This window comes from Klebsiella sp. 2680 (assembly GCF_900198535.1).
Classification (GTDB): Bacteria; Pseudomonadota; Gammaproteobacteria; order Enterobacterales; family Enterobacteriaceae; genus Klebsiella; species Klebsiella indica.
Map to the genome: position 1 here is coordinate 552,472 of NZ_FZNJ01000001.1, position 22,471 is coordinate 574,942.

Genomic DNA, 22,471 nt, shown 5'->3' on the forward strand with positions numbered 1-22,471 from the left:
TGACGACGCCCTGTCCGGGCCATCGCCCGGCAGGCAATTACGGCATTTCCGGTGGCGAGATGCCGAAATGAGTCCAGGCTCTCGCCGTCGCCATCCGCCCGCGCGGCGTGCGCTGCAAAAAACCCTGCTGGATGAGATACGGCTCCAGCACATCTTCAATGGTTTCCCGCTCTTCGCCGATTGCTGCCGCGAGGTTATCCAGCCCTACCGGCCCGCCGAAGAATTTATCGATGACGGCCAACAGCAGTTTACGATCCATATAATCGAAACCTTCCGCATCCACGTTGAGCATATCCAGCGCCTGAGCGGCAATATCTTCCGAGATACGCCCATCATAGCGAACTTCGGCAAAATCCCGCACCCTACGTAGCAGACGGTTTGCGATTCGCGGCGTCCCTCGCGAGCGGCGCGCAACTTCCAGCGCCCCCGCTTCGCTCATCTCCAGCCCCATATAACGGGCGCTGCGGCTGACAATATGCTGCAGATCAGGGATCTGGTAAAATTCAAGGCGCTGCACAATGCCGAAGCGATCGCGCAGCGGCGATGTCAGCGAGCCTGCGCGGGTGGTGGCGCCAATCAGGGTAAACGGCGGCAGGTCGATTTTTATCGAACGCGCCGCCGGCCCTTCGCCGATCATAATATCCAGTTGGTAATCTTCCATTGCCGGATACAGCACTTCTTCGACTACCGGTGAAAGGCGGTGGATCTCATCGATAAACAGCACATCGTGCGGTTCAAGGTTGGTTAACATCGCGGCCAGATCGCCCGCCTTTTCCAGCACCGGGCCAGAGGTGGTACGCAGGTTGACGCCCATTTCATTGGCGACAATGTTCGCCAGCGTCGTTTTCCCCAGCCCCGGAGGACCAAAAATCAGCAAATGATCAAGCGCATCGCCACGCAGCTTCGCCGCCTGGATAAAGATCTCCATTTGCGAACGAACGTGTGGCTGGCCCACGTACTCTTCCAGCAATTTGGGACGGATGGCGCGGTCAGCCGCCTCTTCATACCCGGTGCTGTCCGCCGATACCAGCCTGTCTGCTTCAATCATCCCTTACCTCACAACGCGGCGCGGAGCGCTTCGCGAATTAGCGTTTCACTGTTGGCATCCGGGCGCGCAATTTTACTGACCATCCGGCTGGCCTCCTGTGGTTTATAGCCCAGCGCCACCAGCGCCGCAACCGCTTCCTGTTCCGCATCATCATCTGTCGGCCCGGCAGGCGATGTCAGTACCAGATCAACGGCCGAGGTGAACAGATCGCCGTGTAACCCTTTAAAACGATCCTTCATTTCGACAATCAAGCGTTCTGCGGTTTTCTTACCGATCCCCGGTAATTTTACCAGCGCCGCCAGTTCTTCCCGTTCAACGGCGTTGACGAATTGTTGCGCTGACATCCCCGAGAGGATCGCCAGCGCCAGTTTCGGACCAACGCCGTTGGTCTTAATCAGCTCTTTAAACAGCGTCCTCTCCTGTTTGTTATTGAAACCGAACAGCTGTTGAGCATCTTCACGAACGATAAAGTGGGTAAAAATTATCGCTTCTTTGCCCACATCCGGCAGCTCATAGAAGCAAGTCATCGGCATATGAACTTCATAGCCTACACCGCCGGTTTCAAGTAAAACCAGCGGGGGTTGTTTTTCGAGAATAATGCCTCTGAGTCTGCCTATCACATGGAGCTCCTGAATGAAGAACTGAAAGTCTAATGCGGTATCATAAAAAAAGGCTGGATAGATATCCAGCCTGATTTGACGTTATCGTAGCCGCCCGCGAGCAAGGATCAAGCTGCTTTCGCTGACCTGCGTCGCATTCTGGCTAACGTGGCAGTGGGTGATGGCAATCGCCAACGCGTCTGCCGCATCCGCCTGCGGGTTTGCCGGCAGCTTAAGCAATCTCCGCACCATATGCTGCACCTGGCTTTTTTCCGCGCTGCCAATGCCGACAACGGTCTGCTTCACCTGCCTGGCCGCGTATTCAAACACCGGCAGCCCCTGATTGGTCGCGGCGACAATCGCCACGCCGCGAGCCTGCCCGAGCTTCAGTGCAGAATCGGCGTTCTTCGCCATAAACACTTGTTCGATGGCGAAATAGTCAGGCCGGAACTGAGTGATAATTTCCGTCACACCCGCGTAGATAAGCTTCAGGCGCGACGGTAAATCATCGACTTTCGTGCGAATACAGCCGCTGCCCAGATAGCTTAACTGCCGTCCCACCTGGCGGATAACGCCGTAGCCCGTGACGCGCGACCCCGGGTCAATACCGAGAATAATGGTCATCACGCGCCTCCGGTCATAACTAACCCGTGAGACCCTAAAGATTTCAGTTCACAGCCAGGCGGCCACGCAGCGCATCCCCGGGAGCGTAGATTCACTACGTGACCGGGGTAAGCGAGGAGAGCCAACACCGCAGTGGGCTGAAAGATTACGGGTATCACAGGGTTGCGGCGACCTCATCAGAGATCTCACCGTTGTGATAAACTTCCTGCACGTCGTCACAATCTTCCAGCATATCGATCAGGCGCAGCAGTTTCGGCGCTGTCTCTGCATCCATATCCGCTTTTGTCGACGGGATCATCGACACTTCCGCCGCGTCCGCTTTCAGGCCTGCGGCCTCCAGTGCGTCGCGGACGGCGCCCATCTCTTCCCATGCGGTGTATACATCAATTGCACCGTCGTCATAGGTCACGATATCTTCTGCACCCGCTTCCAGCGCCGCTTCCATAATGACATCTTCATCGCCAGCTTCGAAGGAGATAACTCCTTTTTTGCTGAACAGATAGGCAACGGAACCATCAGTCCCCAGATTGCCGCCGGTTTTGCTGAACGCGTGACGCACTTCGGCAACGGTACGGTTACGGTTGTCAGACAGGCATTCAACCATCACCGCCGTACCGCCTGGACCGTAACCTTCATAAATGATGGTTTCCATGTTGGCGTCATCATCACCGCCAACGCCACGGGCGATAGCGCGGTTCAGCGTATCGCGCGTCATGTTGTTGGACAGCGCTTTATCAATCGCCGCGCGCAGACGCGGGTTGGAACCCGCGTCGCCGCCGCCCAGACGCGCAGCAGTGACCAGCTCACGAATAATTTTAGTGAAAATCTTACCGCGCTTGGCATCCTGTGCCGCTTTGCGATGTTTGGTATTGGCCCATTTACTATGACCTGCCATAAAAAACTCTCCAAAAAAGCGCGCCTTTTCAGGCGGCGTTAATTACAAATTCTTCAATCGCCTGCCGGTTGCTCCAGGACTTGGTCAACATGGCGGCTTCCGGGGCATCAACCCAGCGATAGTCCAGATGTTCCGTAAAGACAATCTGGCGTTCATGGGGAAGCGCAAGGCGGAACCAGAATTCCGTATTGCGCTCAACGCCCGGCGCATAGCGATGACGTAAATGAGAAAATATCTCGAATTCTACCGTACGCTGACAGTCGATCAGAGACAGTCGCTCGCAGGCAACGTCAATGGCAACCTCTTCCTTTACTTCACGTGCGGCAGCCTGCGATGCGGTTTCACCCGCTTCCAGACTGCCGGTTACCGACTGCCAGAAAGCGGGATCATCGCGACGCTGCAACATCAGCACCCGCTTCGTATCCTCGGCATAAATCACCACCAGCACGGAAACGGGAAGCTTGAATGACATCTTACTTATTCTCCGGAGACGCTTTTGCCTCTTTCGCCACAACCTGAATACCCAGCTCGCCCAGCGACGCCGGGTTAGCGAAGCTTGGCGCTTCAGTCATCAGACAGGCCGCGGCGGTGGTTTTCGGGAACGCGATGACATCACGAATATTATCGGTGCCGGTCAGCAGCATGGTCAAACGGTCAAGACCAAATGCCAGACCCGCATGCGGCGGCGTACCGTATTTCAGCGCATCCAACAGGAAACCAAATTTCTCACGCTGCTCTTGCTCATTAATACCCAGAATGCCAAATACGGCCTGCTGCATCTCGCTATTGTGAATACGCACGGAACCACCGCCGACTTCATAACCGTTGATAACCATATCGTAAGCATTAGCCACCGCCTCTTCTGGTGAGGCTTTCAGCTCTGCGGCGGTTAGATCTTTCGGCGAAGTGAAGGGATGGTGCATCGCCGTCAGGCCACCTTCGCCATCATCTTCAAACATCGGGAAGTCGATAACCCACAGCGGCGCCCATTTTGCTTCATCGGTCAGTTTCAGATCATTGCCCAGCTTCAGACGCAGCGCGCCCAGCGCATCAGCAACGATTTTTTTATTATCCGCGCCGAAGAAAATCATATCGCCATCTTGTGCGCCGGTGCGCTCAAGGATCGCGGCAACGATTTCAGCGTTAAGGAATTTCGCCACCGGACTATTGATACCTTCGAGGCCTTTCGCACGCTCAACCACTTTAATATAGGCTAGCCCTTTCGCACCGTAGATCTGCACGAACTTGCCATACTCATCAATTTGTTTACGGGTCAGAGCGGCGCCACCGGGAACGCGCAGCGCAGCAACGCGGCCTTTGACGTCGTTAGCAGGACCAGCGAAGACGGCGAATTCCACCGCTTTCACCAGATCGGCTACGTCCACCAGCTCCATCGGGTTACGCAGGTCTGGTTTGTCGGAACCATAGCGACGCTCGGCCTCGGCAAAAGTCATGATCGGGAAATTTCCCAGATCCACGCCTTTCACTTCCAGCCACAAATTACGCACCAGATCTTCCATCACTTCACGCACCTGAGGGGCGGTCATAAAGGAGGTTTCAACATCAATCTGGGTGAATTCCGGCTGACGGTCCGCACGCAAGTCTTCATCGCGGAAGCATTTTACAATCTGATAGTAACGGTCAAAACCAGACATCATCAGCAGTTGTTTAAACAACTGAGGAGACTGCGGCAGCGCGTAGAATTTACCCTTATGAACGCGTGATGGCACCAGATAGTCGCGCGCGCCTTCCGGCGTGGCTTTCGTCAGCATCGGCGTTTCGATGTCGAGGAAGCCGTGGTCGTCCATAAAGCGGCGCACAAAGCTGGTGATTCTGGCGCGCGTCTTCAGGCGCTGAGCCATCTCCGGACGACGCAGATCCAGGTAGCGATATTTCAGACGCGCTTCTTCAGTATTGACGTGATTAGGATCCAGCGGCAGCGCTTCGGCACGGTTAATAATCGTCAGGTCTGAGGCCAATACTTCAATAGCGCCGGTGGCCATATCGCTATTGACGTTTTTTTCGTCACGCGCACGCACGGTGCCGGTGACCTGGATGCAGAACTCATTACGCAGTTCGGAGGCCAGCTTTAATGCATCCGCACGATCCGGATCGAAAAACACCTGCACGATGCCTTCGCGGTCACGCATATCGATAAAGATAAGGCTACCAAGATCACGACGACGGTTGACCCAACCACACAGAGTCACTTGCTGCCCTACGTGGGACAGACTGAGCTGTCCGCAATATTCTGTACGCATGAGATATCCCTTAACTTAGCCGCAGGCGGATTGTTGCCTGCCTTGCAGGCGACGAGGTCGCAGCTTTAGCTGATGTCACAACTGAATGAAAAAAGGCGGCTATTATACTGGAAATAATGCCGCACGATAAGCCCGGCACAGCCTGTACGTTGCTTTGCTGTACGCTTATTGCCCACACACATAAACGTTAACAAAATTTGTTACCCGCCGACAGGAGGAACAACGGTATGGTAACGGCCTGACAGCAAGCGAACATAGGGGGATTTCATGTTAGAACTTAATGCAAAAAACACCGCGCTGGTCGTTATCGATCTGCAGGAAGGTATTTTACCTTTCGCCGGCGGCCCACATCATGCCGATGAGGTGGTTGCCCGGGCAGCAGCACTGGCGAAAAAATGCCGCCAGCGAGATACCCCTGTGATAATGGTTCGCGTCGGCTGGTCGGCTGATTTCGCCGAAGCGCTAAAACAACCGGTTGATGCGCAGAGCGGCGCCCACGCCCTGCCGGATAACTGGTGGACCTACCCGCGCGCGCTGGAAAAAGAGGCAAGCGATATTGAAGTGACAAAACGCCAGTGGGGGGCCTTCTATGGCACCGATCTTGAGCTACAGCTTCGTCGCCGCGGTATCGACACCATTATTCTGTGCGGTATCTCCACCAATATCGGCGTCGAGTCTACGGCGCGCAATGCCTGGGAGCTGGGCTTCAATCTGATCATTGTTGAAGACGCCTGCAGCGCGGCCACTGCCGAGCAGCACCAGAGCAGCATGACATATATTTTCCCGCGTATCGCCCGCGTGCGCAGCACCGAGGACGTTCTCGCCGCGTTATAATATCTTCACCAATAATTCGAGACATATCCCAAAACGGTTAATCATACTGAACAGCGCACGCGCTGTTCAGGGAACAGCAGCGATCTTTTCCTGTCCCGCAACATGCAATTATTCATGTCATATATTCAACTCTAATAAATTAGTCGTTATATACCCGTCATACTTCAAGTTGCATGTGCGTTGGCTTTCCTCGTTCACCCCAGTCACGTACTGGGGTACGCTCCCGGGGATTCACTGCGTCGCCGCCTTCCTGCAACTCGAATAATTTAGGGTATAAATATTTTAATCGTTAATATTTAAAAAATATTTTTAAATAAATATTTTTTAAATACCCTTCATTGTGATTAATATCACATAAACCAATTTTCATAATAACGTTAAAAGAAACCAGAATAACGACCAATTCTGCGACATAGTATCCTGGCCAGATTACATATCAGATAATCTGGAGTTATATAATGCATGAATATAATTTTAGCGAAATCATTCATCGTTATGATACTTATAGTGCAAAATGGCATAACTATGATAGAGATGTCATCTCTTTATCGATTGCTGATATGGATTTTGCCACTCCAGCATTTATCACTGCAGCACTTATACAATTTGCGCAAAAGAAAATTTATGGTTATACGTTATTGAGTGATGACTGGAATAAAATCACCTCAGACTGGTTTAAACGGCATTATAACTGGCATGTTAACCCCGATCATATTTTATTTTGCCCCCGAATCATTCAGGCCATATCGCTTTACATACAAAACTATACGCATGCCGGAGACAAAATAACCCTATTATCGCCAGCCTATGACCCCATTCGCCATTCAGTTTCGGCAAATCAAAGAACATTGTTAGAAAGCCCTCTAATTTACTCAAACAATCGCTATCTAATTGACTTTGACGATCTTGAAAATAAATTCAGCGTATCAGTGTGTTTTATTCTGCTATCACCACACAATCCAACAGGCACCGTCTGGTCAACACAAGATCTGAGAAAAATAGCGAAACTTGCCGAACAATACCAGGTTTTCGTTATTTCGGATGATGTACATGCCGATTTTAACTTTACTGAACAAAAACATCAAACCATATCATCAGTGAGTGAGTTCGTTGAACACAACTCATTTATTTGCACGTCGCCATCAAAAACATTCAATATGGCAGGATTAGAAGTCGCCAATATTGTTATTGCTAATGAAAAGCATCGCAATAAATTTAAAAACTGCTTAATTGCTTCTGGCATTCACAATCCAAATTATTTTTCCGTGCCTGCTTTTATCGCTGCCTATACTCAAGGCGACTTCTGGTTAACAGAAGTAAAGAAACAGCTGCAGCATAATAAAAGCTGGATGATAAGCGCGTGTAAAAAATATTTTCCAGAATGGCATATCACCGACAGTCAAGGAACCTATATGTTATGGGTAAACTATCAAAAAATGAATATTACTGAATCACAGTTAAAATACTGGTTTATCAATTTAGCCAAAGTTGAGATGAGTTTTGGCCGTGACTTTGGCTACACCGGGAATGGGTTCTTTAGAATCAATATCGCGACCCCGCTCTCCCTGCTCAAAGAAGCATTTGAGCGACTTATTCAAACTAATCCTTATCACCATTAAAGGAGTGCGCCATGCCTGCTTTTATATCGATAATCAATGATTCTGTTACTGAAATCTATCCTGAAGTGGTTCAGTGGCGAAGACATTTCCACCAGTATCCGGAGCTCTCATTTAAAGAATATAAGACGGCTGAATTTATTTACCAAAAACTATTGGCATTAAACTGTTTTGAGATTGAGAGGCCGCTTGAAACGGCTGTTGTTGCTACACTAAAAGGTTCCGCTCCGGGTAAAGCGATTGCTTTACGTGCTGATATTGATGCTCTTCCCGTTAACGAAGAAAATGATGTTGATTACTGTTCGGTCAACAAAGGGATAATGCACGCCTGTGCTCATGATGGCCATGCCGCAGCATTACTCGGTGTGGCATATATTTTAGCCAGGTATAAACACCTGATTCAGGGTTCGATAAAACTGATATTTCAACCTGCTGAAGAAATTGGTTCCGGTGCAATCAGATTAATTGATAAAGGTATTTTAAATGGGCTGGACTATCTATTTGGCATACATATATGGTCACCGCTTGAGTTGGGGAAAATAGGTATTTGCTATGGGCCAATGATGGCCGCTGGCGACTTTTTTAAAATTGAAATAAAAGGTAAAGGGGGTCATGGCGCGATACCACAAGAAGCCATTGACCCGGTGGTCATTGGTTCTGAAATAGTTTTAGCATTACAATCCATTGTTTCCCGTAAAATTAATCCGATTAGAACCGGTCTAATCTCAGTGACTAAATTTGACGCCAGTTCATCATATAACACTATCCCCGAAACAGTTAATTTAGGCGGTACATTGCGTTCATTAGATATGGAGACAATGGAGCAACTCTATCGAGGAATTGAAAAACTTAGTCAACAAATTGCCCAGGCACATGGCGCTACCGTTTCTGTCAGCTTTGATAGTCGTCCAAATGCAGCTCCGCTGGTTAATAATATTGCAGTAACCCAAATGGTTGAAGAAGCGTTAATCGAAGGTATTGGACAAAACCATTGCCAACGTACCGATCCAACCTTAGCCGGCGAAGATTTTTCCCAATATACCAAACATGGTATTCCCGCTTGTTTTTTATTTATTGGCACTCGGGCTGAAAACTCTGACTACCCTCATCACCACCCCCGATTTAATATTCAAGAAGAATCAATGCTATTTTCAATGAAAGCTTTCCTTAACATTATTCGCAAAATAGCGATGACACAATAAGAGGCTTAGCAACATGCATAATAATCAAAAAATACCTTTATATGAAAAAATCAGTTATGGGTTAGGCGATACTGCATGTAACCTAATTTATATGGTGGTAACCACTTATCTTACTTTCTATTTCACTGATGTTTATGGAATTAGCGTAACAGTTGTTGGGGTATTAATGCTGGCGGTACGCTTTCTCGATATGATAGATAGTCCAGTATTAGGCATTTTAATTGATAAAACCAATACCCGCTGGGGAAAATCCAGGCCCTGGATTTTATGGTTTTGCATACCCTTTGCCGCATCCTGTATCATGCTCTTTTGGGGGCCAGACTTAAGCGCAACCGGAAAAATGATTTACGCATTCGCTGCTTATGTCATGGTTAGCGTATTTTATTCATGCGTAAATAATCCACTATCGACCATGTTACCAAGCTTAACGAGCGATCAGCAAGAAAGAACAGTGGCTAATACTTTCCGTATGCTGGGCGGACAATTTGGTGGCCTTATCGTTAATATGACACTCCTGCCTTTAGTTGCATTTTTGGGTGCCGGGGATATGCAAAAAGGATTTTTTGCCACTCTCTGCCTTTATGCAGTAGTGGGTGTGGCTTTGTTACTAATTACATTCTTTAACACTCGCGAAAGAGTAGAAACATCATCGAGTAAACAATCCTTACCTTTTAAGGAGGGTATTAAATCTATCAAAGGGAATACACCCTGGCTGATGGCTCTATTATTAACAATTTTCTGTTATATCTGTTATACACAGCGTTCGACTGCTGCCATCTATTATTTGACTTATTATATTGGGCAACCAGATGTTGTGCCAATTGTAAACTCATTAGCGATGTGTAGTATTTTAGGTTTATTCATGGTGCCATTTTTAACCCGCCATTTCGATAAGCGCTGGGTAATCCTGGTAGGTTATGCTGTATTTGCATTGGGGCAGTTTATTATATTCTTAGGTGATAAAAACCTTTGGATTATCTATTTTGGAACTGTTTTTGGTGCTATAGGCAAAGGATTTACTTCAGGTTTATTATTTGTCATGATTGCCGATACTGTTGATTTTGGCGAGTGGAAATCAGGGATTCGGGCGCAAGGATTATTAGTCTCAACCGCTGCCGGCATTGGTATCAAACTAGGCGCCGGGCTTGGCGGAGCCATTCCGATGTGGATTTTAGCTTCCGGTGGTTATGTTGCCAATCAACCACAAAGCCAGGAGTCAATGAATGCAATTGTCGCAAGTTATATTTGGGTACCTATTGCTTTTGCACTTATATGCGTGCTGATCTTATTATTCTTTAAATATGAAAAACCCTTTAATGAAATCATCGCGGATCTCAATGAACGAAATAAAAACAAACAACCCGCACAGTGATAGCTGTGTGCATTAACACATATTCGATCTGACAGTTACCGGTTAGTATACTGGTGTCTGTCAGATTATCTCTGGCTTATGTTTTGCACAGAGCAATAGCGGTAAACGCATCACGTGAGACGCAAATCATTCTTCCGCCTTTCGCTACCATGCTTTTACTGGCCTGACGCAATAAATATTGCGTTCAGGAGCAACCTCAGATATGCTCGATCCATAAGGTGATGGTGTTCCACCTTTCCCAACCGCCGGTTCATTCGAACCGGATGATGACGCCTGATATACAACTGTTGCTGTTTTTCTATACGCAGGTATGTCAGGTGTTCATATGCAAAACTTAACCACTATTTCCGTACTTCCGGCTACACCCACCGTTGAAAGCGATTCTTTCATTCGCGTTTTTGGTCATCGCAATCCTGACAGCGACACGATCTGCAGCGCACTGGTTGTTGCCGACTGGCTCAACTACCGCGGTCAACTCTCGCGGCCTTATCGCCTCGGTGAAATCACACCGGAAACCCAATACATACTGCAAGCGGCAGGCGTCACGCAGCCCGAATTGCTCACTGAAAATTTGACGGATAAAACGGTCTGGCTGGTCGATTTCACCGATGTTGAACAAGGACCGCCCACACTGACGGACAGCAACGTTATCGGCATCATTGACCACCATCGGCTCGGAACTATTATTACCAGAAATCCGCCAGATGTGTGGATCCGCGCGGTCGGCTGCTGTGGGACGGTAATTCTACATATCCTGAGCATAGAGAGCCCAATGCCGCTTACTGCGGCGCAGGCTATACTGCTTATGGGCGCAATTCTCAGCGACACTGTCGCACTTAGCGGTCCAACCACCACCGCCGAAGATCGAAAAGCCGTTGCCATGTTACGGGAAATCGCAGGTGTGGATTATGACAAATTCGTTGCCGGGCTACTTACCGCCAAAACAGATTTAACCGGTCAATCGGCTTTCGTACTGCTTCATCGCGATGCCAAGAATTATCAAATCCACGGTATCTCTTTGCTGTTATCGCAGATCGAGGTTCACGACATGGCCGATATTACTCCCCACCTTGCTGCCCTGCAGCAGGAGATTGACCACAGTTGTCAACATAGCGATCTGGATATGGTTGTGCTGATGGTAACGGACATTACGCACCATAATTCCATGCTGTATTTTTCAGATAACAGTCTGACAGGCGCACGTCAGGTCTTTTTGCCCGGCATGACAAGCAGAAAAAAAGAGATTCTGCCCTGGCTTACGCAACGTTTTGTATCAACTAAGAGGTGAGGTATGCAAATCTACCGGCACGCATTGGTACTTGTTCAGAATGAAACCGATGGTCAGCTACTGCTCCAGCATGCCGAATGTCTGGCAAAAGAAACGGGAACCCTTATTACGGTCGGTCATATCAGTACTGATTATCGGGAAATGGATTTCACGAGTGATTCACTCACCAGGGACCTTCAGGCGCGCGAGATTATCGACGCAAAAGCCATGCTGAGTCGCCTGGTGGAATCCTGCAGTATTGATATTGAAGTCAGATCCATTGTCACTATCCATCGTTTCAAAGATGTTGAGGCTATTATCCAGCGAGAGAACATCGATCTGGTTATGCTGGGGCATAAAAATCGTCTATTTGGTGAATACTCATCGTTCTCTTTTGAATTTATCAATCATCTTTCTATTGATGTACTGATTAAACATATATCCACTCCTTAAAATAAGGTCATTTATATGAGCTATGAAATCGAACGTGTGCTCGCAAGAGAAATTCTGGACTCCCGGGGAAATCCGACCGTAGAAGTGGAAGTGATCTCGGTTGATGGTCATGTTGCTCGGGCGTCAGTTCCTTCCGGTGCCAGTACCGGTTCACGCGAAGCTATTGAACTTCGTGACGGCGATAAACAACGTTTTGGCGGCAAAGGAGTACTTGATGCCGTCCGCAGCATCAATACTGAGATTCATGATGCTCTGCAGGGCTATGACGTACGCCGCCAGAAGGATATTGATAACGCGCTGATTGCCCTCGATGGAACGGAAAATAAAGGCCGGATTGGCGCCAATGCCATTCTTGGCGTATCGCTGGCGGTAGCACGTCTGGCTGCTCAACTGTCCGGCATTCCGCTTTACCGCTATCTGGGTGGCGTTGGCGCTAACCTTCTGCCTGTCCCCTGCATGAATATCATTAATGGCGGTGTCCATGCTCGCTGGCAAGGCGCCGATTTCCAGGAGTTTATGATCGCACCATGGGGAGCCAGCTCCGTACGCGAAGCTATCCGTTGGGGAAGCGAGGTATACCAGAATCTGCGTCAGGTTTTACTCGAAAAAGGCCTGTCTACGGGTGTCGGTGATGAAGGCGGGTTCGCGCCAACGGTCAGTTCCAACCGACAGCCGCTGGAATTGATTGTCGAAGCCATTAAGAAGGCAGGTTACAGGCCCGGTGAAGATATTGTGATTTGTGTCGATCCGGCATCCAGTGAGTTTTACAAAGATGGTAAATACATACTTCGTACCGAAAAAACACAGCTGAGTGCGGAAGAAATGACCCGTTACTATGAGCAATTAGTGAGTGAATTCCCGATTGCCCTGATTGAAGACGGTCTGGCGGAGGATGACTGGGCTGGCTGGAAAGTCCTGCACAGTGTACTCGGTGATAAAGTCGAATTGGTTGGTGATGATATCTTTGTCACCAATGTGAAATATATTCAGCGTGGTATTGATGAAAACCTGGCGAATGCCGCGTTGATTAAACTCAATCAAATCGGCACGCTGAGTGAAACCATTGAAGCAGTCCAGTTGTGCAAAGATAACAACTGGGGAACCTTTATCTCGCACCGCAGCGGGGAAACCATTGACAGCTTTATTGCCGATATGACAGTTGGTCTACGCGCCGGACATCTGAAAACCGGTGCCCCCAGTCGTGGAGAGCGCATAGAGAAATATAACCAGCTAATGCGTATTGAAGATGAACTGGGCAATGCTGCCATCTTTGCCGGTAAATCCGCCTTTAAAAAACGCTAATCCTGTACATGCCTTCCGTACCGATGGTACGGAAGGTGATGGAGGACATCGTCTGTGAATCTCAGAATACTTTTTATATCGACAGTCGTCGGTATCCTGGTTACGTACCTGGTTTTTCTGATATCAGATCTCGTTTTTGGTGTGGTTACGGATGATACCGAAACCATCGTTATTGCTTTATTTATCGGTAGCTGCGCGCATTTTCTGGTCCGTTATTTCCTGAATAAGACGGAAAATAAGCCGAAATACTGAATATAGCGATAACAAATTTCAGTTAAATAACTGACGGTTGCCAATTACCACAGGTTTCTGATATGGGAAAAATTGTCTTACTCCGGCATGGAGAAAGTATCTGGAACCAGCAAAACCTTTTTACAGGCTGGACAGATGTTCCATTATCCCTGAAGGGAATGGAGGAAGCACGGCATGCTGCCAGGCTGATAAAACAGACGGGCATTGAAATAGATGCCGCCTTTACATCTGTTCTTAGCCGCGCTGTCTATTCCCTGTGGCTGGTGATGGAAACACTGGATCGACTTTGGCTACCGGTGAACAAATCATGGCGCCTGAATGAACGCCATTATGGCGCTCTCCAGGGAATGAACAAAGATGAAGCCGCACATCGATTTGGCGAAAAGCTGGTTTATCATTGGCGCCGAAGTTACCACGGGATCCCGCCGCCATTGACTGGCGATCCGCGTCGCCTTCATCAGGAACCACGTTATCGCCATATCGCGTTGTCAGACCTTCCCGGTGGAGAAAGTCTGGAAATGACCCAGCGCAGAGTGCTGCCCTACTGGCAACACGCCATCGCGCCGCGGGTGATCAGCGGTGAGAGCATATTACTGGTCGGCCACGCTAATATGCTCAGAGCATTGACCATGTTTCTCGAAAAAACGGATGAGAATGAGATTGTCGACCTGACTATCCCGACGGGGATCCCGGTCTTATATGAAATGAACGGAAGTAACATTATTGGTGGACGTAGCGCCCTGATCTGAGGCTCTTTTTGCTCGTGAGGTTGTATGTACAAATCGTTATTTGCAGTTATTATTGGCGGTTCCATCGGTTGCGTAATCCGCTGGATTTTGTCAATGCGTCTTAATAGCACATTTCCGAATCTCCCGCCGGGAACGTTGCTGGTTAATCTGATCGGTGGCTTTATTATTGGACTGGCACTGGCCTTTTTTATCAGACAACCGCAGCTTGACCCTTCATGGAAGTTTTTTATCACCACCGGATTGTGTGGCGGAATGACAACGTTTTCCACGTTTTCTGCTGAAGTCGTGGTGCTATTGCAGAATGGTAATTATTCGTGGGCTGTCATTTCGGTATTGACGCATGTTATCGGCTCATTACTGATGACCGCTGCCGGCTTTTTTGTTATGACCCTGATCTAACTACGGCACCTCCGTACGACAATTTCGCTGCGGAGGCTCCAGACGGGATTAACTCACTGACGGCATATCCCGGGTAAATACTTCCTCGAACAGATCTTCACCATAGCTGGTATCCAGTGGTACCCCCTCTGTGAGCCTGAAGGTTCGTTCACCACCGTCTCGTCTTTCGGCACACAAATAAATGGCATCCTGATGATGCTCCTGGTAGTAGGTACAAGCAAATTCTGAACTGTGGGTGACCAAAAATAGTTTCACTTTACATTCTGCCAGCGCGGCCACAATCCCTCTGATAATATCAGCCCCTTCCCGGCTATTGGTTGCTGAAAAAGACTCATTGAACAGGACCAAATCATCCTTTTCGAGCAGATCGATAATATCGCGCATACGTCTGAGCTCTTCATCAAGTTTTCCGCTGATCATATGACTGTCTTCTTCACATTTATAATGAGTAAAAATATGACGGCAAATATCGGTACAAAAAGATTCAGACGTAACAAACATGCCACTTTGCATCATCACCTGAGCCAGGCCAAGACTCCGTAAGAAAGTCGATTTTCCGCCTTGATTAGCGCCGGTAATAATAAACGTATTTTTATTATCAGCCTTTAAAGTATTCGCAATAACTGTTTTATCAGCGGTCAACACCAGACAGATGTCATACAAGGAATCAAAAGACAGATAACGTTCACATTTATAAGCAGGAACCGGGAAACACTGCGGAATATGACGCATATTTAATGTTTCCGACAAATTAATACAGGCTATATAGAATCCAAGTTCCGTGCGCAATGATTTAAAAAAGTTGAGCAAATGAGCTGTGGATTGCGCCATTGCTCTGGCAACCAGAACCAGTCCCTCATCCTGTAAATTACTCAGCGCCCTGAAACCATTTTCATCCCGTGGTGCTATCTGCACCGTATAATGCTCAGGTTTTCTGACAAAAAGCCGCCTGAACCATCCTTTTTCTTGGCGATTAGGTTGCCTGAGCACATAGTCCTCTCCCCGATTGCCCTCACCTGGACGTGCACTGATCAATATTCCTTTTTTGAAACTCATTTTTTTGAGATGTTCTTCTATCATTGCCAGATATTCTTCATTTAACTCCTGAATAATCATCGCAAATAATCTGGCCATGCCAGTAGATGCGAAATGGGAAAGATTTGCTTCTGCTATGCACCTGACTTTTCGCAAACTGACCAGTAAATATCTGGTAAAGGAAATAGACTGATGAAGTACCGCCGAAGGATAATGCCCAAAAACGCCATAATGAAGATTATCTTTTTCCTTTGACAGACATTCAACCACCACGCTGTAAAAATCACGGATAATATCAGGATGACTCAGACAATCCTTCAGAATAGCCTGTCGGTATTCAATGTCTGGAACTTCGCATAACAATTGTGAGATAGCTTTTTTAACTACTGAATATAAAAAATCATCTCCCGCAGACAGTGACTGTAATAGAACATTAAGTTCAAGATCTTTCATCATGATATTGAAATGTTCAGGAAAACTATCATCGACAATAAAATCCTTATTTTTATACATCAGATACGTTTTCATGCATTTAACCTCGCTTTTATTTTTTCATATGTCAGCCCGTATTTCTGTACAAGCGTTACTGAACAGGCCTTACCATTGGCGGGTTGCTTAATAATTTTATAGGTACGCGTAGCTTTATCTTCATCCTCAACCGTACTCATCATGCTGACAATGGCGCGATCGATAAGGGTGAGTTCATCGATAAATGTCACACAGACACAAAGCGCGTCCAGTCGCAAGATTTTTTCGATAATCTGGGTGCCTAAATATATTGCATCGTGCGAGGTAGTCGATGTAAAAATCTCATTCATAATAATGAGACTTTTTGCTGTAGCCTGGTCAAGGATGGCCTTTATACGAACCAAATCATCATATAATTTACCTCTAAGATTATGGATATCTTCACTTTTCTCAAAATGCGTAAAGATATGATCGATAAGATTTAAATGTGCTTCTTCTGCCGGCACATATAAACCCAGTAACGCCAGATAATGAAGTTGACCGATCATTCTGGCGAATGTTGTTTTACCGCCCTGGTTGGGGCCAGAAACGACAATAATGCGTTCACGTCCCTGTAACCTAAAGCTATTACAGACCATACTGACCTTTTTCTCTATAAGAGTATTAGCAAGGGCCAGATCAAATGCCGTGTTAGCAAAAACATCCTGATTATGTTGATTAATCTGTGGAATGCAAAATGACAATCCTGCGGCCTGAAACTTACGAATATATTCCACACTCGAAAGGTAAAACTGTATTTCACGTTCGAAAACCTTTAGCACCACAGATTGGTAATTTTCATTATATTTAATAAAGGTATCAAGTTCTTCAAATATAGTCGGAAAGAGTCTGGTGACACAATCCAGAATCCTCGCTTCAACATCATTCATGATGCCATCGTGACTTTTAAAGTCCACGTCTACGTTGACATTGCGCTGTTTGAATTTTGAGAAAACATTGAGAACTTGATCACTGTAATTTGTTTCATTCGTATAATGCTCAACCGATATCGTGTCACCTTTAATATTCAGATTGTACTGAATACCACTAAGCGAATGACTAATTTTTCGCGCCGTCGCGTATAACTCGATGAAACTATTGCTAGTAGTGTATTGTTTAAGATAGTTTTTAAAATTTGTCATTCCACAAGAGTTCAACGAGGCTGTAGTCAGTTGTTCATCCAGTACCGCCACCGCCTTACAATAAAGCAAAACACACTCAAGTTCCCAGCGCCTCTGTTGAAAATGATAGTATTTATATTCCTTTTTACCTGCTATTTCTCTGATTTTCCTCATCATTCCAGAAAAATCCATAAGGGTGTTATAAAGAGAGTTTTCGATCACATCCTGGATAATATCCTGACGGTAATAGATATCCTCCAGGTACCGTAGTGGGGTATAAAAATAGGGTGCTAAATCGTACTCATCTCGCCCATGAATAATAGCACTGACTATTTGATCAAGATTAAGATCAATAAAATACTCAGGTGTATCGTGAGCGAGTTGATGTTTTTGATTTCCACTAAGTGATGCATACAAAATGCTATAAAACTCCATAATTCTCTCTCCTGACAGATATCTGACGCATCTTAAGTAATTTACTACATACTATTGAAAAAATAATACTTGCCGTGTGCTATACTTCTTTTTTCATTATTAATGATGGAGACAAACATGGGTTATGTCATTATAACGTTAATTCTTTGTATCCTCGGTATTATTTGTGTGTTTGCGTTTTCATTATGGTCGCAACACCGGATATCACGCAGGAAACATGTAAAGAAATAACCATCGATAAAACCTGTTTTTTTTCTGGTTGTCATTTTCTGATTACCGTCACAGGGCAGCATGCGTGATCGACAACCTGTCGGGCCACCGATCCCAATACCCAGTGAGCAAAATGTGTGTTCCCCCTGTGCCCAACAACAATATGGTCAACGCCATGTCCGTCAGCGTAACGAAGTATCTGTTCAGCCGGATGTCCTACTGCCACATGGTATTTGACCTCTTTTTTTAGCTCTGGATATTGTTTTTTCTGACGTCTCATCAACTGATTAAAATAAGACTGAGTCCGATTGATAAAATCCTGCATTTCCAGCGCACCAGCAAATTCAGACATTTGACAAACCGCAATAATATGCAGTTCACAGTTAAAATGGTGTACCAGCTCAAAAGCAAAATTCATTGCCTCTTTCGCAGATTCTGAACCATCGTAGGCGATTAAAATTTTATTAATCATAATGCAGCCCTCATCAAGCACAATGTCAATGTCAGGCTTCTACTGAAATGTCTTCATTTTCATGCCTATTCCATTTATTGCGGTATTGCCCACATTTTTTCTGTAAACAGACAACATGGCCCCAAAAATTGACAAGCACTCAACATTGGCATGACCGAGCGACCACTGCGCATGGCGACTTGTGTAAAATATTGCATTTTATCTATCCGTGGATACGCGCGCCACACAGGTACAGCAGCAGCCAGACTCTGTTTCATCAGTGTGCGAATCGCTAGTACATCGCAGAAAAAGCTTGCCAATAAAACGAGACCAGCGCCGAACAAACATTTGTCCTGAGAGACATTCTTCTTCAGCATAGCCTCTCCTGTTCGAGGACCGACAGATTGCCGGTCAACACAGAAAACCATTGTTTCGAAGGGTCTGGTGGTTATAGATATACGCATAAACAACAGGGAAACGATAAACGCCGACTCCAGCCACCACGCTGGTTGAAACCAGATGTCGATCATATGCCTCCTGCTTACAGCGCCACAGGAAATGCGGATAACTTGATCAAAAACAGATACGGAAGAATATTGCAGCATAGTGACCTCCTACACAGATTCACGTTTTTCCCAATGAGGAAAAACCTGGATGTGTAGGCATCATCAGCCTGGAAGGCGGTTAACGGAGGAATGCCATCTCCTGATGAAAAATTTAGCAGTGAAAACGATAATTCACCAGTCAATATTAAACTTTCTATCTACTAATTATTTCAAAAACGACCTCCCAGGCTTACGAAAGCAATAAATTTGCACATCAGATACGGAGAGGCTGTGTAACAGTAAAGCCCGCCACACGAATCACCTCTCCGGCAGGGGAATCTGTTTGACTGGCGGCCATGGCCCTGTGACGACGACACAAAACGGCTCGGCTATACCAGACTAAAGCTAAAATCCGCTACCAGCAGGCAGGGGCAACGATGCGATCTCCACCGGCATACCAGAGCGGCGCTCAAGCGCCTGGCTGACGCGATCGATATCGACCCCTTCCCCTTTTATAAATGCCTGAATGGCTGGTGTTATGGGGAGCGGAACCTTCCTGCCGGACTCATACTCCGCACGATTACGCGACAATGGCTCGTGGACCTCAACCCAGCGGCTACCGTCCGGTTCAACCGTGTATTTCACCGGTTGATCGATGATTTGTACGCGCGTGCCCACCGGAACAGTATCAAATAGATATTTGATATCATCATTACGTAAGCGAATACAGCCCTGACTGACACGCAGGCCAATGCCGAAACTGGCGTTAGTACCATGGATAGCGTAGAGCCTGCCGATATAAATTGCATATAGCCCCATCGGATTATCTGGCCCGGCTGGAACAAAAGCGGGCAGACTTTCACCTCGTCTGGCATATTCACGGCGAGTATTGGCCGTCGGAGTCCAGGTCGGCGCTTCCTGCTTGCGCTCCACCGCGGTAACCCAGTTACGCGGCGTTTCACGCCCCGCCTGACCAATACCAATCGGCAGAACCTCTACCGTTGCGCCATCAGGTGGATAATAGTAGAGGCGCATTTCCGCAACGTTAATCACAATGCCGCTGCGTACCGTGGCGGGCAGAATAAGCTGTCGGGGCACCACCAGCGTGGAGCCCGGTTTCGGCAAAAAGACATCGACCCCAGGGTTGGCCTCCAGCATATTACTCAGTCCCTGGCCATACTGAGCAGAAAATGTTTCCAGGGGCTGAGTGTTGCTTTGCGGAATAGTGATGATCAAGGGAGTGCCAACCAGGCGACTTCCTTCCGGAGGTAACGGGTAGCTCACCGCCAGAACGCTCGGGCAGGTAAAGATCATAATAAGCACGTAAAACCGTTTCACTCGTCGCACTCTTTCCCTTCCTCTGTGGCGACAACCGTGAATAAATTATAGCTGCGTTTATTATTTCATTTCTGATTTAGCCCCTGATAACGCATTCCCGTCGCCAGATAAAACGGTTAATGATGTTGAATAGCACGGACACTGGACGCGAAAGGATGAGGACAAAGACCGGTTCATGCGACAGGCGGGCACCCAATTGGTCAACAACGAATTTGCTCAACCAGAGGCTGAGCCATGGTGAGAAACAGAAATTCGCTTATATACCTTCAATGAGCAGAGAAAAAAGATAACGGAAATCAACGACAAATCCGCCAAAAGCGGATTTGTACGCCTCTCGCAGCCGCGAAAACCGGAATAAGACCCGATATTATTACCAACGCATTGGCAACCAGCGGGCTGACGACTTCCGTCAGGCAATAATCCTGACGGGCCGCGGTACGAATAATATTGAATTTACCAGAAATAACCCTTTCACCTGCGCCACCAGGCCGCCTGTATCTTCTATTGTTGACAGTCTGTTATTCCTGCTGATCAACAATAAAAATTCCATCCCGAAATATGGCTTAGCTCACTAACAATAATTCACGATTTTCCAGCGATGGTCGGCTCACCAGCGACATCAAAATCTCTTTCACCGCCTGCGCCTGCGGCGACAAACTACCGCGAGCCGACATATTGAGGGACAGCGACAGACTCATGGAAGGCGTGCTGATTCGCGCCATCCAGCCATTAGCTGCACCGCACAGCGAACGGGCGGCAGACTCCGGCAGAACAGTGACCCCCATACCGCTGGCAATTGCCGCGGTTAAAGTGGTGATCGATTCAATTTCACCAATAATTTTTGCCGACAGCCGCCGTAGGGTGAAAGCTTCGGTAACCCGTGCGCGAACGGCACTATAATCGCGCGGCAGGAACAGATTCATCTCCGCCACCGCTGTCAGATCCACACTTTGCCCCGGGCAATTCCGCGTACCAACCAGGTAGAGGTCCTCTTTCAGCAATGGCTGACTGATGATCCCGGCGACAGGCGAACGTTCATAGAGCACCGCCATATCCAGCTGGCCGTCAATCAGCTTATCGTTGAGGATCGTGCCGCTGCTTTCCTGCAAATACACCATGACTTCAGGAAGTTCATTACGCACGGTTTGCAATAATGGCATAGTAATTGCTGACGCAGCCGTCCCCGGGGCCAGGCCAATAGACACCTGGCCGCTTAGTGTCTGACCAACGTTATTAACCGCCAGTTGCGCCTGCTCACACTGCCGCAGAATAGTGCGTGCGTGAGTATAGAGGATTTTACCTGCCTCGGTTGGCGTGACACCGCGTTTAGTTCGGATCAACAGTTGCTGGTCCAACTCACCTTCCAGGGTCGCAACCTGCTGGCTTAATGCCGGTTGTGCGATGTGCAAGACTTCAGCGGCCTGGGTCAGACTGCCGATATCGACGATTTTTACAAAATACTTCAGTCGTCTTAAGTTCATTTTGCCTCCTGTAAGGAACACCAGTACCATCACCAGTCGTTTAGATGCAGAAGGTTTTGCAATTTACTTGCCAGCTTTTAACTTATGATGCAAATACCTCTGCAAGCCGCATAATAAGGGATACTGATAGCAAACCGTGATTTTGTTGCCCGGTAAGCGGATTGTGGTATGCCCCATTAGAGGTATAAATGCACCATAGCGGTGCACAAAACCGCGCAATGATGAAAAAATAAACGCCCTGCTGAAATAGTCAGCAAACGAACCAGGTTCGCTTATTCAGCCTTTGACAAGGTTAGGCGCCATCGTTAATATGCGCCTCGTTCACACGATTCCTCTGTAGTTCAGTCGGTAGAACGGCGGACTGTTAATCCGTATGTCACTGGTTCGAGTCCAGTCAGAGGAGCCAATTTCCTGTTTTCATGCATCCTTGCGAATCATTATATGATGTTGGTTCAACAGGTTAGCGTGAAAATTC

General features: G+C 47.5%; 21 protein-coding genes, 1 tRNA gene and 2 riboswitches. Of the genes, 10 read left to right on the top strand and 12 right to left on the bottom strand.

Annotated elements, in window-relative coordinates; translation table 11 throughout:
- Positions 1-37: 37 nt before the first annotated feature.
- From ruvB to aspS, 6 genes are all read right to left on the bottom strand, one after another.
- Positions 38-1,048: a Holliday junction branch migration DNA helicase RuvB gene (ruvB, locus tag FN037_RS02765; RefSeq protein ID WP_138361494.1), complete on the bottom strand. Its 1,011-nt coding sequence runs from the start codon at positions 1,046-1,048 to the stop codon at positions 38-40.
- Between the two features lie 8 nt (positions 1,049-1,056).
- Complete coding sequence (gene ruvA / locus FN037_RS02770) at positions 1,057-1,668, bottom strand: Holliday junction branch migration protein RuvA (RefSeq protein WP_142501496.1); 612 nt, start codon at positions 1,666-1,668, stop codon at positions 1,057-1,059.
- An 81-nt stretch (positions 1,669-1,749) separates the two neighbouring features.
- Positions 1,750-2,271, bottom strand: coding sequence for a crossover junction endodeoxyribonuclease RuvC (gene ruvC, locus FN037_RS02775; RefSeq protein WP_138361496.1), 522 nt, complete (start codon positions 2,269-2,271; stop codon positions 1,750-1,752).
- Between the two features lie 154 nt (positions 2,272-2,425).
- Entirely contained in the window at positions 2,426-3,166 is a 741-nt protein-coding gene (locus FN037_RS02780; RefSeq protein WP_138361497.1) for a YebC/PmpR family DNA-binding transcriptional regulator, read from the bottom strand.
- A gap of 28 nt (positions 3,167-3,194) precedes the next feature.
- On the bottom strand, positions 3,195-3,638 hold the full coding sequence (nudB, locus tag FN037_RS02785) for a dihydroneopterin triphosphate diphosphatase (RefSeq protein WP_138361498.1): 444 nt from the start codon (positions 3,636-3,638) through the stop codon (positions 3,195-3,197).
- 1 nt (position 3,639) lies between these two features.
- Complete coding sequence (gene aspS, locus FN037_RS02790) at positions 3,640-5,427, bottom strand: aspartate--tRNA ligase (protein ID WP_138361499.1); 1,788 nt, start codon at positions 5,425-5,427, stop codon at positions 3,640-3,642.
- A gap of 267 nt (positions 5,428-5,694) precedes the next feature.
- Here aspS and FN037_RS02795 point away from each other — a divergent pair, with 267 nt between their 5' ends.
- The 9 genes from FN037_RS02795 to crcB all read left to right on the top strand — a co-directional run bounded on the left by FN037_RS02795 (position 5,695) and on the right by crcB (position 14,873).
- Positions 5,695-6,261: a hydrolase gene (locus FN037_RS02795; RefSeq protein WP_138361500.1), complete on the top strand. Its 567-nt coding sequence runs from the start codon at positions 5,695-5,697 to the stop codon at positions 6,259-6,261.
- Positions 6,262-6,719: 458 nt separating this feature from the next.
- A complete protein-coding gene (locus tag FN037_RS02800) occupies positions 6,720-7,880 on the top strand; it encodes a MalY/PatB family protein (RefSeq protein ID WP_142501497.1) in 1,161 nt (386 codons plus the stop codon).
- 11 nt (positions 7,881-7,891) lie between these two features.
- Positions 7,892-9,079: a M20 family metallopeptidase gene (locus tag FN037_RS02805; RefSeq protein WP_138361502.1), complete on the top strand. Its 1,188-nt coding sequence runs from the start codon at positions 7,892-7,894 to the stop codon at positions 9,077-9,079.
- Positions 9,080-9,092: 13 nt separating this feature from the next.
- Positions 9,093-10,451, top strand: a complete 1,359-nt coding sequence (locus FN037_RS02810) for an MFS transporter (protein ID WP_138361503.1) — start codon at positions 9,093-9,095, stop codon at positions 10,449-10,451.
- A 208-nt stretch (positions 10,452-10,659) separates the two neighbouring features.
- Positions 10,660-10,734, top strand: a riboswitch (Fluoride riboswitch).
- 42 nt (positions 10,735-10,776) lie between these two features.
- Positions 10,777-11,739, top strand: coding sequence for a manganese-dependent inorganic pyrophosphatase (locus FN037_RS02815; RefSeq protein WP_142501498.1), 963 nt, complete (start codon positions 10,777-10,779; stop codon positions 11,737-11,739).
- A gap of 3 nt (positions 11,740-11,742) precedes the next feature.
- Positions 11,743-12,171 carry a universal stress protein gene (locus tag FN037_RS02820; protein ID WP_138361505.1) on the top strand — a complete coding sequence of 143 codons (429 nt, stop codon included), beginning with the start codon at positions 11,743-11,745 and terminating at the stop codon, positions 12,169-12,171.
- Positions 12,172-12,186: 15 nt separating this feature from the next.
- Positions 12,187-13,473 carry a phosphopyruvate hydratase gene (gene eno, locus FN037_RS02825; RefSeq protein ID WP_142501499.1) on the top strand — a complete coding sequence of 429 codons (1,287 nt, stop codon included), beginning with the start codon at positions 12,187-12,189 and terminating at the stop codon, positions 13,471-13,473.
- A 314-nt stretch (positions 13,474-13,787) separates the two neighbouring features.
- Complete coding sequence (locus FN037_RS02830) at positions 13,788-14,474, top strand: 2,3-bisphosphoglycerate-dependent phosphoglycerate mutase (protein WP_138361507.1); 687 nt, start codon at positions 13,788-13,790, stop codon at positions 14,472-14,474.
- Between the two features lie 24 nt (positions 14,475-14,498).
- A complete protein-coding gene (gene crcB / locus FN037_RS02835; protein ID WP_142501500.1) occupies positions 14,499-14,873 on the top strand; it encodes a fluoride efflux transporter CrcB in 375 nt (124 codons plus the stop codon).
- Positions 14,874-14,921: 48 nt separating this feature from the next.
- Here crcB and FN037_RS02840 read toward each other — a convergent pair whose 3' ends face one another.
- The 6 genes from FN037_RS02840 to nac form a co-directional block, all read right to left on the bottom strand.
- Positions 14,922-16,436 carry a MutS-related protein gene (locus FN037_RS02840; RefSeq protein ID WP_142501501.1) on the bottom strand — a complete coding sequence of 505 codons (1,515 nt, stop codon included), beginning with the start codon at positions 16,434-16,436 and terminating at the stop codon, positions 14,922-14,924.
- A complete protein-coding gene (locus FN037_RS02845) occupies positions 16,433-17,971 on the bottom strand; it encodes a MutS-related protein (protein ID WP_142501502.1) in 1,539 nt (512 codons plus the stop codon). The genes FN037_RS02840 and FN037_RS02845 overlap by 4 nt, the downstream gene beginning before the upstream one ends.
- A gap of 262 nt (positions 17,972-18,233) precedes the next feature.
- Entirely contained in the window at positions 18,234-18,653 is a 420-nt protein-coding gene (locus FN037_RS02850) for a universal stress protein (protein WP_138361511.1), read from the bottom strand.
- Between the two features lie 74 nt (positions 18,654-18,727).
- Entirely contained in the window at positions 18,728-19,162 is a 435-nt protein-coding gene (locus FN037_RS02855; RefSeq protein WP_138361512.1) for a hypothetical protein, read from the bottom strand.
- A gap of 122 nt (positions 19,163-19,284) precedes the next feature.
- A riboswitch (Fluoride riboswitch) is annotated at positions 19,285-19,347 on the bottom strand.
- Positions 19,348-19,582: 235 nt separating this feature from the next.
- Complete coding sequence (ldtA, locus tag FN037_RS02860) at positions 19,583-20,524, bottom strand: L,D-transpeptidase (RefSeq protein WP_138361513.1); 942 nt, start codon at positions 20,522-20,524, stop codon at positions 19,583-19,585.
- A 554-nt stretch (positions 20,525-21,078) separates the two neighbouring features.
- Positions 21,079-21,996 carry a nitrogen assimilation transcriptional regulator NAC gene (gene nac / locus FN037_RS02865; protein ID WP_138361514.1) on the bottom strand — a complete coding sequence of 306 codons (918 nt, stop codon included), beginning with the start codon at positions 21,994-21,996 and terminating at the stop codon, positions 21,079-21,081.
- A gap of 330 nt (positions 21,997-22,326) precedes the next feature.
- Between nac and FN037_RS02870 the strand changes: the two genes are divergently transcribed.
- A tRNA-Asn gene (locus tag FN037_RS02870) sits at positions 22,327-22,402 on the top strand.
- Positions 22,403-22,471: the final 69 nt, after the last annotated feature.